Here is a 13,307-nt window from a genome sequence, read left to right on the forward strand (position 1 = left end):
AATATTGCAAAATATATTCTTAAAATATAAAGCAAATTATTGAGCGCAAGAAACAGTCTGCCGGGCATAAACAGTATCTGGTTGCCAAGACGTGGCGTCTGCAGAAACTTGTTCCCCAGTAATAATATTCTTCACTTCATCATGGTTAGATTCAGAATCTGCACTATCAGCTGGGAACCACACATAAGGGATACCTAACTTATCTGCATATTTTATCTGCTTACCAAGTTTTGCTGCACTTGGAGAAACATCGGCAGCAATTCCTCTAGCACGAAGCTTTCGAGCAATCTCGTTACAAGCAGACCTATCTTCCTCATTCCAAACTGCCACCAATACTGCAGCAGGAGAAACACGGGAAACAGTGGCACCAGCTGTGTGCAGCATATAAGAAAGTAAACGCGAAAGTCCTATAGAAAGACCTACGCCTGGATACTTTTTATTACCTTGAGAAACAAGATTGTCGTAGCGTCCGCCAGAGCAGATTGATCCAAGGGATTCAGCGCCATCCAAGAATGTTTCATACACAGAACCAGTGTAATAATCCAATCCTCGCGCAATCTTCAAATCTGCCACAACAGCACCTGGACGAATTTTTGCTGCATCGTCCACAATCATTGCAAGAGTTTCAACACCTTGTGAAGCTAAAGTGTACGATTCGTTATCTTCACTGCGAGAAATATCATGCTTATCGCATAATTCATCGAAACGAGACTTCAACTCATCTCCTGTTTCAGCAGTAAGTTCAGCCAATTCTAAGCATGCAGCAGCTTGGGAGTCCGTAGCTCCGCACTCTTTTACCAAAAGCTTAGCAACTTCTTCAGCGCCAATTTTGTCGAGTTTGTCGATTTCTCGAAGAACTCCCTCAATATCGCTTAAACCAATACCTCGATAAAAACCTTCAGAAAGCTTACGATTATTGGCGTGAACAGTAGCTTTAGGTAATCCAAATTCGCGCAAACGCTCAAGTGCTTCTACCATAACAAGAGGAAGCTCTACTTCGTAATGAGACGGCAAATCACCATTACCCACAACATCAATATCTGCTTGAACAAATTCACGGAAGCGTCCTTCTTGTGGACGTTCGCCACGCCAAACTTTTTGCATCTGCCAGCGTTTAAAAGGAAAAGCTAAATCGCCAGTGTGTTCAACAACATAACGACTAAGAGGAACTGTTAAATCAAAATGCAAACCTATTCGATTTTCAACAGGAGTGTCGCTTTCATGCCCCACCTCTTGCAATCTAGACAAAAGATATATTTCTTTGCTAGTTTCGCCTTTTTTTAACAGACTTGAACCCTGCTCAACAGCACGAGTTTCAATGCCTATAAAACCATTTAATTCAAATACTTCCCGCAATGTGTCCATAACACGCTGTTCAACAGCGCGCTCACTAGGAAGCCACTCTGGAAAACCAGATATTGATGAGCCTTGTACCATGTCCACTATAATAGGTTATGTTGCGGAAAAATCATGGCTTACCGTCATACTTATTCGTAACACTGTTACCGTGCATTTGCTGTAAGGAGTCGACCCGTGACCGAACAGACTAAACCTGAAGAAACTACTAAACAAACTACCCCAAAGCCGCATGCGCCGTCGCCTGCAAACTTTGCTAACAAGGCTCGCGTTGTTGCTGCAGTTCCAACTGTCTCGTATAGCGACGAAGATGTTAAAACCGCTAAAACCTTTGGGCGAGTTGATGAAAATGGAAACGTTTATGTTCGTGAAGGAGCTGACGAACGCGAAGTAGGTCAATATTCTACTGGCACTCCAGAGGATGCTTTGACTTTCTACGTACATCGTTATCTTGACTTAAAGATCAAGCTTGATCTCTTCGAAAAAAGACTTGAATCGTCTAATGTGAGACCTAAGGAAATTGATGAGACTTTAGCTACTTTAGAGGCGGATCTTAAGGAACCATCGGTAGTTGGAGACATCGCTGCTTTGAATGCTCGACACGCCGAATTGCAAGCTAAGGCTGCGTCTAAAAAAGAAGAACTTGCAAAAGCTCGCAAAGATGAATTAGATAAAGCTCTTAAAGAACGTACTGCTATTGTTGAACAGGCAGAAACGTTAGTTGCTCAAATAGGTGATTCTACAAATTGGCGCTCGCTTTCAGATAAGCTTCGTTCCCTGTTTGACAAGTGGCAGCAACATCAGCGCACTACGATTCATCTCAATAAGGCGGATGCTGACGCTTTGTGGCAGCGATTTTCTAAAGCTCGTTCTGCTTTCACTCAAGCACGCAACGCTTGGGTTAAGGAGCGTGATACTGAAAGAAATACTGCTAAAGAAATTAAGGAAGCCATTATTGCTGAAGCTGAAAGCTTGAAGGAATCAACTAAATGGCGTGAAACTTCTATGAAGTTTAATGCTTTGATGGATCGCTGGAAGAAGGCTGGAAATGCTGGTCGTCAGCACGACGATGAGTTATGGGCTAAGTTCCGTGAAGCTGCAGACACATTCTATCATGCTCGTCAAGAAGATAGAGAAAAGATGAATGCTGGTGAAAAAGAAAATCTTTCCAAGAAGGAAGCTTTGCTTGTTAAGGCAGAAGCTCTTCTTCCTGTTAAAGATGAAGAAGCAGCAAAAGCAGCTCGCAAAGCGTTGTCTGAGATTCAAGAAGAATGGGACAAGATTGGTTTTGTTCCACGCGAAGATATGCGCAGAATTGAATCCCGCTTAAATGATGTGGATAAGAAGATTAAGGCTGTTGAAGATGCTGCTTGGAAAGATGCTGACCCAGAGGCAGACGCTCGTAAGTCTAGTTTTGCTACGCAATTGAAGGCTCAGCTCGAGGAGCTTGATTCTAAGATTGCAAGTGAAAAAGATGCAAAGCGTAAGGCTAAGCTTCAGGCTGAAAAAGCTACAAAAGAACAATGGTTGAATGCTATTAAGTAATTAATCATTAATCATTTAAATATGGGGTTACTTAATTTTTAAGTAACCCCATATTTAATAGTTTTATTTAACAGTTTTCATTAAAGCTTTAGCAAGTTGAATAAAGGTGTTAGCTAATTGTGAATTAGCTAGACTTCCATCCTTTTTAAGAACCGCAGGTCTGCCAGACTCTCCAATTTCTCTAATACTCGTATCTAATGGAATTTGTGCTAAAAGAGGCACATTCTTACCAAGAGCTTTACAAAGCTGGTCACTAACGCGTTTCCCGCCACCTGAACCAAAGATTTCCAAGCGCGCTCCATTATTTTCAAACCAACTCATATTTTCTACAACTCCACGCACATTAACTGGAATTTGCAACGCCATAAGACCTGCTCTAACGGCAACATCTGAAGCACTAGGCTGAGGAGTTGTAACAACCACAAGCTCCACATTAGGCAATGATTGAGCAACAGCCAGAGCCATATCTCCAGTTCCAGGCGCCAAATCTAAAAGAAGCACATCTGGGTCTGCCCACCAAACGTCGCAAAGAAACTGTTCAAGAGAACGTTGCAAGCGCGGACCACGCCACAAAATCGCACGATCTGTTCCAGCAAACATTCCAATAGAAATCAGTTTAACTCCCCAAGCTTCTACTGGCATAAGCATGCCATTCAAATTAGTAGGCTGACTTGTAACACCAAACATACGCGGTAGAGAAAATCCATAAACGTCTGCATCTATTGCTGCTGTTTTGTATCCAAGAGCCGCGAAAGTGGCTGCTAAATTGGCAGTTATGGAAGACTTTCCAACTCCCCCTTTTCCAGATGCTATAGCAAAAATTCTTGTTTTAACGCCATTTTTATTAAAAGGATTTTCTTTACGTTCCTCTTTCAAATCCGAAACAAGTTTTGCAAGCTTATCCTTACTCATAGCGCTTATATTTACGTGAGGAACAAGATTTGCATTAGGATATTTTTTTACAGCTGATTGAATTCTCTGTGTAATTACTTGTGCTAGAGGACAATCTGGAACAGTAAGTTCTATGCTTATAGTCACATCATAAGTTGGATAAGAATTATCAAAATCGCATACACTAGTGACATTTTGTTTTCCACTTACGTGTATGCCAGTTACCATATTTAGTTCAGTAACTGAACGACCTAATTCTGGATCAATAACACTTCCTAATAGATCGTAAATGCGAGTTTCGAGTTCAATAGTGCTGCTCATTTTTAACTTTTACGATTCGTCCTTAAAATCAAGTTCGTATTTGCTATCTAGAGCAGATTCAATACTGCCAGTATTAAGCAAAATCTTAAATTGATTCTCATCTAGCATAGGTATACCAAGTTCTTCTGCTTTAGTGGCTTTAGAACCAGCATTTTCTCCGACAATAACGCAATACGTCTTTTTGCTAACAGAAGAAGCTGCTTTCCCTCCCCTAGAAGAAATAGCTTCTTTAGCTGAATCTCTGGTAAAACCTTCTAATGATCCTGTAACAACAACCGTTTTGCCACTAAGAGTCTGTTCGATACTGTCCGCATTAGAAGAGTCAGAAGATCCAACTACTCCGGCTTCATTCCATTTACGTAAAACTTCACTACGCCAATCTTGAGGATTCTTCGATTTTTCAAACCAATCGTATACGGCTTGAGCAATTTCTGGACCAACTCCATCAATTTGTGTTAAATCTTCAACAGATGCTTTAGAAATATTCTCAATTGAACCAAATCTTGCCGCTATTAGTCTTGCTGTAGGCGGACCAAGTCTACGAATAGACAAAGCCACTAGCACACGCCAAAGTGTTGCAGACTTACCTTTTTGAGCTATTTCTTCTAACATTGCTCTTGTTGTTTCACTTGGACGAGTGTATTCAGGAACACTCACTGTTTGAAGAACATTATTTTTACGAATTTTCTTTTCAACTAACCTTATTACATAAGCGTCAGAAGGAACTTCAAACATTGGGTAATCTGGATTTAAAGATTCCTTAAGCTCATCACTGTTGGAATCATCATTGGATTTTCTTCTTGTAGCTTCTAAAGGTCTAGTCCAGAATGCAGAAACCTGTCTCCACAATCCAGATCCGCCTATTTTTTTAGTTCTTTTCTTTAATTTTCCGTCTTTTCCTAATTCTTTCCATTCTTCAACAAGAGGTATTTCTTTCCAAACTTTAATATTTCGCAAATCAGCTGCAGTAATGTTAAAAATATCCGCTTCGCTTCTTATAACAGGTTCTTGATATTTTGGAAGATCAAATACAGATTCTGGAATAGTTGGTTGCAAAGAAGAGCCGCGCTGAATTACTATTTTGTCAATATCAGGATGATAGACCTCTGCAGTTGTAGGTCTAGAATCTTCTGGATTTGTTAAAGCTAGTGCAGAAGATTCTCCAAGATTTTCAATGTCGAATGCGTGCCTCGATGCAAGATTAATTATTCTCTCTGTTAATTGTGCTGGGCAGTTTTCTACATTTGGACAACGAATATCCTTGTCTCCCTCTTTAGCAGGTGCAAGTTTAGATCCGCATGATGGGCAATACTCTGGCATAACAAATTTGCGTAATTTGCTTTCATTTCCATCCCTATACTTTAGTACTGGACCAACTAATTCTGGTATAACATCGCCAGCTTTACGAACAACAACAGTATCGCCTATAAGCACACCTTTATGCTCAACTTCGTAAGGATTATGCAATGTTGTGCGCGATATTGTAGATCCTGCAACAGTTACTGGGTCCAAAACAGCAACAGGAGTGACTCTACCTGTTCTTCCTACTTGAACAACAATGTCTTTAAGAACAGTATTTACTTCTTCTGGAGGATACTTGTACGCAATTGCCCATCTTGGTGCTCTAGAGGTAGACCCTAGTTCTCTTTGCAAAGCACGATCGTCTACTTTAACTACAATTCCGTCTAAGGCATGAATAATAGAGTTTCTGTGTTCTCCATAGTATTCAATCATATCTTCTATTTGTTCAAAAGACGTAACTTTGCGAGTATAAGGAGATACGGGTATCCCCCATTTTTTATACAGCTCGTATGCGTCCGACTGATTAAACGATGTTTGCGTATGTGATTTATGCTCAGAATCATTTCTTACTGAATCTTTCCACTTTAAATCGCCTAATCCATGCGCTATAAAGCTTAATCTTCTTGTTGCAGTGATTCTAGGATCCTTTTGTCTTAAAGACCCTGCAGCAGCGTTTCTTGGATTAGCAAAAGCAGGCTTTCCTAAATCTTCTTGCTCAATATTCAGCTTTCTAAAATCCGCCCATTTCATAAAAACTTCACCACGAATTTCCACAAATTCTGGAATATCGTCTGAATTTTCGCATTTAAGCTGAGTCGGTATTTCTTCGATTGTTCTTACATTCAGAGATATGTCTTCTCCAGTAACGCCATCTCCTCGAGTTAGACCTTGTTCCAAAGTTCCATTTCTGTATATGAGATTTAACGCAAGTCCATCGATTTTTACTTCACATGTCATTGGCAATGGCTTATTTTGAGGCCATTTTAAATCGCGAATAATGCTATCGTACCAAGATTTTAGCTCTTCTAATGAGAACACATCATCCAAACTCATCATTCTTGATGGATGTTTAACTGACGCAAAATCGTTCGAAAAAGTTCCGCCAACTCTATGTGTTGGTGATTGAGGCGTATCTAATATTGGGAATGTAGATTCTAGTGAGCTTAAAACTCGCATTCTTGTGTCATAAGCAGCGTCAGAACTACTTGGTGAATCATCAACATAATAAGCTATCTGATCTGATTGAGCCCAAGCAGCTAATTTTGCCCATAATCTAGCAGCTTGCTCGCTTGTTAAAAGTGAAGGTTCTAGCTTAGATAATGCAATAGCGTCTACATCTGTTGGCTCTAATTTAGAAATCCAATCATTAAAATCTGTAGTTGAACTAAACTCGTGTGATGTGTTAGATGTATTGTTCTCGCCTGGCTCATGAACATTTTGGTTTTGATTATCGACTGTGCTAATGCTTGAAGATAATGAATCGTTGTTAACACTTGATTTATCAGTATTTAGCGAATCATCAAAATCGTCGAAAAGAGATAATTGTTCTCCAACTGCGTGTGACGACTTATCGCTATTAGACGCAATCATAAGCTTTCCCTTCAAAACCTTTTCACTATCCTATCTACCAGACAGGCGTCAATAACTGATTATAATTACTATTTAATAAGAGTTGTTTATGAGTTAAGCGAGCGCAAAAACTGCATTTGAACAACGTTATCTGATGAATTGTTGCTAAACAGCATTCTTGCTCTTGCAACGGAAAGCGTTCGTGCAATAACAAACATTCCCTCGTTTACTGTTATTTTTGCAGCTTCATCAATAATCTCATAAGCTTCAACATCTGGCCATTTTGGAACATTGTTTATTTTTAAAACTTCTTCTACTTGAGACATATCATTAGGAGCTGGAATGCACTGTGACTGCATACGGCTCAGTAATTCATCAAGCTCTATTTCAATAGACTCAATTTTTCCAGAAGATAAATTGTCTGCCATTTTATATGCTGCTACAGCAAGAGGGAAATTATCTTGCATCCACTCTGCGTAAGCAAGTCTGTAATATATAAAAGCGGCGTCTTCTCTATCAAAGCATACTGGTAATGCGTTTAGACACACTGCTTCTACAGAAGTCCAATCTTCTTTCTCCGTAAGCTGTGAAGCTAACTTGAGATGAGAAATAACATATGTTGGAGCGTATGAAACCATTGTGTTTAAGTGTTTTAGTGCATCCTCATGCCTGTTGAGTTGAGTTAGTAAGTCTGCTAACTCCATATGCGCATAAAAAAGACCATCTGGTATAAGTATCATACGTTCATTTTGGGTTGCAAATATTCGATTGTAGACAACTCTCTCTGCGTAGGAATTAAAGTATCTTGGTACAACATCGTTGAAGGAAAACATGGAATCGAAATGTTTTACTGCATTTTCGTATTCTTCGATGGCATTTTCAAAGTCTCCACTCATAAATTGCTCATGAGCATGAAGTCTCATATTATAAATATCTTTTGAAACTTTAAAAGATATTTCGGGTATTTCTTTTTCGTCTATTAAAGCGCTTGTTATAAGATTTGCTTTCTCATTTAATTCTGGATCGTCAATACTTTCCACAATATCCATTGCCATACGAGCTTTTTCTGCATTAGATATCATTACTTCTGACGATATGTGATGAAAATCCGCAACAGCCTGTTGTAATAAATCTTCTCTTTGAATTGAAAGACCTTTAGAGTTGGTAGTACCTAATGCTTTTTGAGATTTGATGTCAAAAATTACATCTGAAAACTCAGGTTCTTCCTGTGCTCCATGAGGAGAAAAACAACTATCTCTCAGATCAAAGCTTGGTTCAATCGGGTTTAATGCGCCTTCTTCATCTATTTTCATATTTGCGTTAAATTTTTTGTATGCGCCAAGAGGATTATTCAACCCATTTGCACGAATATGTTTTATAAAAGATTCGCGATTGAATGTGACTGTCAATAAAGACTTTACAGTTGGGTATTTGCTAAAAGCATCCATAGGATCAGGTTCAATAGGATCTGATCCAATATCGTTCGTATTGCTATCACTAATCTCAGTATCACTGTAGCTATCACTAGAATTTATCGATTTGCTACCAGTGGCTTTATTACTACTATCAGGCACAGTCACTTCATCTTCGTGAAGAATAGGATGATTAGTAAAGTTTTGTAAATCTTGCACATTCGCTAGTCCGTTATTAACATCTCCATGAATATCTCCATCTTTAGGATCGCCTTTAGAACGAGCTGCCTCACGATTCATATTGTTCAAAGCATTAATTGTTTGATTTAGGATTTTACTCATGGCATCATCTTGAGCAGCAACCATTTCTTCTAAGCCTATTGAATCTAATCTTATAGATACATTCTGTACTTCTTCACTTGCTCCGAATGCAAGGGTTGCCATGATTATTCCAAGTCGAAGATTGTAATCAGTTGTCATACGAGACTTATCTGCATTAGTTAAAGTAATCCATTTTTGGTTAGCAGAATCAAATCTTCTAGTCGGCATCATCGAACTGCCAGTTGCCATAAACGCTAATGCAACATTACCGTCTTCTAGATTAGAGCGAAAATCAGTATCAAACCTAAATGGTAAATAAAGACTTCTAATTAATCCAGATAGTCTTTGCCTATAAGACCATTCGCAATTAGAAGATCCATCTGACTTGTAAATATAAAGGTCGTTAGATTTTTTTGCAGTATTCCACAAGTGCATTAATGGGCGAATATTGTCGTCTTGTAAAGGATTACCAAAACTATTCATATCCAATTCGCCGTTAGCACAAAACGCTGGATCTTCTATAAACGATAAATCTATTTCAGATATTTGACCAAAGTTTACAGAATTTTCCGTTAAATTACCGCCATTAGCGCAATTTTCTTCTAAACAACTACTAATGGACTGGAAACGGTTAATAGAACCTTCTATTCGCAATACTTTCAACGCAGCTTTTGCTTCTAAAGAATCATCCCATACTAGGAAATTAGCGTCTGAAACTTGCGACTTTTGCAAATGTAAGCGTTCTGCCCCATGAACAGCTTCAAGAGGACCACTATGTTCTAAAGCGCCAGAATCTAACATAAGATAAGCAAAATATTTTTCCATTGACGAAACACGCAAACCTGCTTTTTCCGCCACTTTTGAATCCATAATGCTTCTTCTAATAGCTCCAAGAGGGGCTTCCTTTGTAAGACGCCTAAAAATATTGCCAGATCCGAAACCGCTAAACGCTCTCGTTATATCTGGAATAAAGAACGATGCAAAGAAAGATGTTGAAATAGCATCGCAGTATGAAAGATTGCAACGGAGTCTGTCAGGAAGCAAAACTCTAGTTTCTTCAAGAGTATATGCTTCTTTTTTGTCATTAACTTTACGAATCCAAGATGATACCCATTGCATGCCTTCATCTTGTGATAGCTGAACAACTACATCTCCTCTTATAACAACTAAATCAGATTCACGATTATTTTTATTGATTGAATTTACTTTTTTACGCGCATGACTCGCATGAGTAATTTTCCTATCATCAACACCGTAGAAACGTAACGAATCTTTAAGAGTCATAGAATTTTGTTCTACAAAAGATAACTCTGGTATTCTTTCCATCGTATCTTCAATCGAAATGTCATGTCCTGTATAAACACGACCTTCAAAATCTGCAACAGCAAGCTGACGAAAACGTTTGCAATCATCATTGAATAATCCAATAGCTATACCATGTTTTTTCCCAGAAAGTTTAATCCAACCTAACTTTACGTTTTTTGGCATCATTGGAAAATCTTTAAAAATATGCTTTTTAGAAAATAGCCTAACTGGAATAGATTCTCTATTTTCCCACAATGTTTTAATGGTTTCCTGCACAATCTGCATACTATCATCTGCAATATCTGAGCGATTTTTTTCACTACTTTCGGCAGAATCTATTTTCTTGCTAGATTGCACTTCGTCTTGCATATTCCTCGTTCTTTCGTTTTAAAGCCAACTACTATTTTCGTAAAACCCGTAAAACTAAATATTTAAGTGATTTCCATACGTGTTGCATTTATTCTTACTCAAACATTTTAAGTATAGCTGATTATCGGTTCGAAAAACACAATTAGAAGTAGAATATGTTTTAACTCTTTTAGAACAAAATCAAATTATATTTCATTTCAATCTTGTTTTAATCTAACATGTGAATGCTTTAATTGCTTTTAAAGTTTAAAAATATAAATTTTATTAACTTCACTTATGCAAATTCACGCATGCACCAGAAATAATCTTAGTTAAACCGTCCATAATTTGATCCACTGGAGAAGCTGCTCTCCAGTTTAAATACAGCGAACGATATGGTTTTGGATCTTTAAACTCGCGAATTGTTAATCCTGATGGCTGAACAATTGGAGGAAGAATAGAAAGACGCGGAAGCAAAGTCACATCTTTACTTCCAACAACCATGTATCGTAAGGTTTCCAAAGACGTAGCACAAAATTCAGACTGTTTTGCACCAACTTTTTGACATACATCTATCATGCTTCTACGCATGCAATGACCATCTTCTAAAAGTAGCACTTTTTGGCTAGACAATTGCGAAACATCAATCGGAGTTTTTTCATGACCAAACTGCGAATTTGTAGAAGCAGCCAATAAAAAGTCCTCGTCAAAAATATGTTTTACTTTCAAAGAAGATTCATTTAATTGCTCGCTTAATATTGCGCCATCAATCTGACCACTATGCAACATTTCTACAAGGATAGCAGACTTTTCTTCAACAAATCGAATATTAAAATTCGGCTTAACTTTACGCAAAACTGGCATTATTCTTGGCAAAAGATAAGGGCATAATGTTGGAAAAACGCCTAAAACTATAGTAGATGACCATGGGTCTTCTAATCGCCTTGCTGCTTGATAAATACTTGAAACGTCGGCATGAATACGCTTTGCGTAATACACAACTTCCCTGCCTGCTGGAGTTAGAATTTGCTTTCCAGGAGTTCTTTCAATAAGACAAACACCAAGCAAATCTTCTAACTTTTTAATTTGCGTAGACAACGTTGGTTGAGAAACGTGCATACGTTCAGCTGCTTTTGTAAAACTTTCCTCTTTTGCAAAAGCAATTAAGTATTCAAGTGATTTAATGTTCACGTAATCATCTTTCTCATTAAAAGTAGTAAGAATATAATATATAAAAATTTTAAGTATTAAAAGCTTATGCGTTAAAAGTTAATCTAGTTTTGCACATTTCTAATTAGATAGTCGAATGCACTAAGAGCCGCGTTTGCTCCAGATCCATATGCTGTAACAATTTGCTTATAAGGCTCATCTGTGCAATCGCCAGCAGCAAAAATGCCATGAACACTCGTGCACCCTTTTCTATCTGTTACGATTTCCGAACGATTATTTAAGCTTAGTTTGTTTGAAATCCACTTAGTATTTGGCATTAAACCAATTTGAACAAACACACCGTCTGTGTGCAAAATTTTCTCACTATTTTCACCATTACTAGCATTGCGATCTTTATAACGTACTGCAATAACCTTTGTTCCGTCTCCTTCTATAGAACTAAGAGCAGCACCTGTTATCACAGTAGTATTAGAAAGATTATTTAGAGCATTAACTAATATTTGATCTGCTTTAAGCGTGTTCATATATTCGATTAGAGTAACGTGATTTGCAACACCTGCTAAGTCTATTGCAGCTTCGACTCCAGAATTTCCTCCGCCAACAACTACAACATTCTTATTTTTAAACAATGGACCATCGCAATGCGGGCAGAACGACACTCCCTTGTTTCTATATTCGTCTTCCCCAGGAATGCCAAGTGTTCTCCATGTAGCGCCTGTTGCAATAATTACTGCTTTGGCTTTTAGATTTCCGCCAGATTTAGTGTTAATCGTGTGCAATCCGTATGATTCTTCAGCAATATCTAAAGATGTAGCCCAATCGGGAGTAAATACGTCAATGTCATATTGAGCAATGTGGTTTGTTAAATCGTTAGCAAGCTTTGCGCCTGTTGTGTGCGTTTGCGAAATATGATTTTCTATGCTTTCAGTTTCAACAACTTGACCGCCTCTGTGGTCCATAATCATTGCTGTTTTAAGGCCTTTTCTAGCTGTGTAAATCGCTGCGGCGCTTGCAGCAGGACCTCCACCTACAAGAATAACGTCGTACGGATTTTTGGCGTTCATTTTTTGCGCTAATGAATAATCGCCAGAAACCTTAGAATTGCTTGAATCGCTATTTTCCTCTTGACTTAAAAGAATCGCAACTAATTCGTCTATAGATGATCTTCCAGAAGAAATCATCTTTCCGTTTTCAAAAACTGCAGGAACACTCATTACGCCAAGAGCATCTACCTCGTCTTTAAAAGCGCTTCCTTCTACAGCAATATGTTTTACTTTAGGATTAATAATCGAAATTGTATTAAGCGATTGAACAACCTCTGGGCAATTAATGCAAGTAACAGACATGTATGTTGTAACTTCATGACTTCCAATGCTCAAAATTGCTTTGCGCTGATCGTCGTTTATTTTTGGAGCGTAACCGCTTACTTGTAAAATAGCCAAAACTAGAGAGCTAAACTCGTGTCCAAGAGGTAAACCAGCAAAGCTTACAGACACATTAGTTTGTGGATTAAGTACTGCGAAACTTGGTTTGCGATTTACGCGACTTTTATCACCTTCTATAACAGTGATTTTGCTGCTTTGATCTGCTACTTCATTTAAAAGCTCAATAACTTTTTGAGAATTTTTACTACTATCAACATATGCAACAAGATTAATAGGATTAACCATTTTTGTTAGTAATCCAGCAAGTTGAGTAGTTAAGTTTGAATCCAATAAAGACATTATTTTCACTTTCTATTCTTAAGTAGCAGATCTTTAGCAGTAA

General features: G+C 38.1%; 7 protein-coding genes. 1 reads left to right on the forward strand and 6 read right to left on the reverse strand.

The annotated features are described in order from the left end of the window. Positions 1–36 precede the first annotated feature (36 nt). A complete protein-coding gene (gene hisS / locus HXT24_RS04910) occupies positions 37–1,437 on the reverse strand; it encodes a histidine--tRNA ligase (RefSeq protein WP_004111603.1) in 1,401 nt (466 codons plus the stop codon). 96 nt (positions 1,438–1,533) lie between these two features. Between hisS and HXT24_RS04915 the strand changes: the two genes are divergently transcribed. Beyond that, complete coding sequence (locus HXT24_RS04915) at positions 1,534–2,901, forward strand: DUF349 domain-containing protein (RefSeq protein ID WP_020761916.1); 1,368 nt, start codon at positions 1,534–1,536, stop codon at positions 2,899–2,901. 63 nt (positions 2,902–2,964) lie between these two features. On the opposite strand, the gene HXT24_RS04920 is transcribed toward HXT24_RS04915, so the two are convergent. From HXT24_RS04920 to ahpF, 5 genes are all read right to left on the reverse strand, one after another. Then, positions 2,965–4,113 (reverse strand): Mrp/NBP35 family ATP-binding protein, encoded by a 1,149-nt coding sequence (locus HXT24_RS04920; protein WP_116692075.1) that lies wholly within the window; start codon positions 4,111–4,113, stop codon positions 2,965–2,967. Between the two features lie 9 nt (positions 4,114–4,122). Next, a complete protein-coding gene (gene ligA / locus HXT24_RS04925) occupies positions 4,123–7,005 on the reverse strand; it encodes an NAD-dependent DNA ligase LigA (RefSeq protein WP_422119262.1) in 2,883 nt (960 codons plus the stop codon). Positions 7,006–7,091: 86 nt separating this feature from the next. Then, positions 7,092–10,391, reverse strand: coding sequence for a tetratricopeptide repeat protein (locus HXT24_RS04930; protein ID WP_422119263.1), 3,300 nt, complete (start codon positions 10,389–10,391; stop codon positions 7,092–7,094). 270 nt (positions 10,392–10,661) lie between these two features. Next, entirely contained in the window at positions 10,662–11,561 is a 900-nt protein-coding gene (locus HXT24_RS04935) for a LysR substrate-binding domain-containing protein (RefSeq protein WP_422119264.1), read from the reverse strand. Between the two features lie 83 nt (positions 11,562–11,644). After that, positions 11,645–13,264 (reverse strand): alkyl hydroperoxide reductase subunit F, encoded by a 1,620-nt coding sequence (ahpF, locus tag HXT24_RS04940; RefSeq protein ID WP_422119265.1) that lies wholly within the window; start codon positions 13,262–13,264, stop codon positions 11,645–11,647. Between the last annotated feature and the right edge of the window lie 43 nt (positions 13,265–13,307).

The sequence above is a fragment of the Gardnerella sp. DNF00354 genome (assembly GCF_049262755.1).
Classification (GTDB): domain Bacteria; phylum Actinomycetota; class Actinomycetes; order Actinomycetales; family Bifidobacteriaceae; genus Bifidobacterium; species Bifidobacterium vaginale.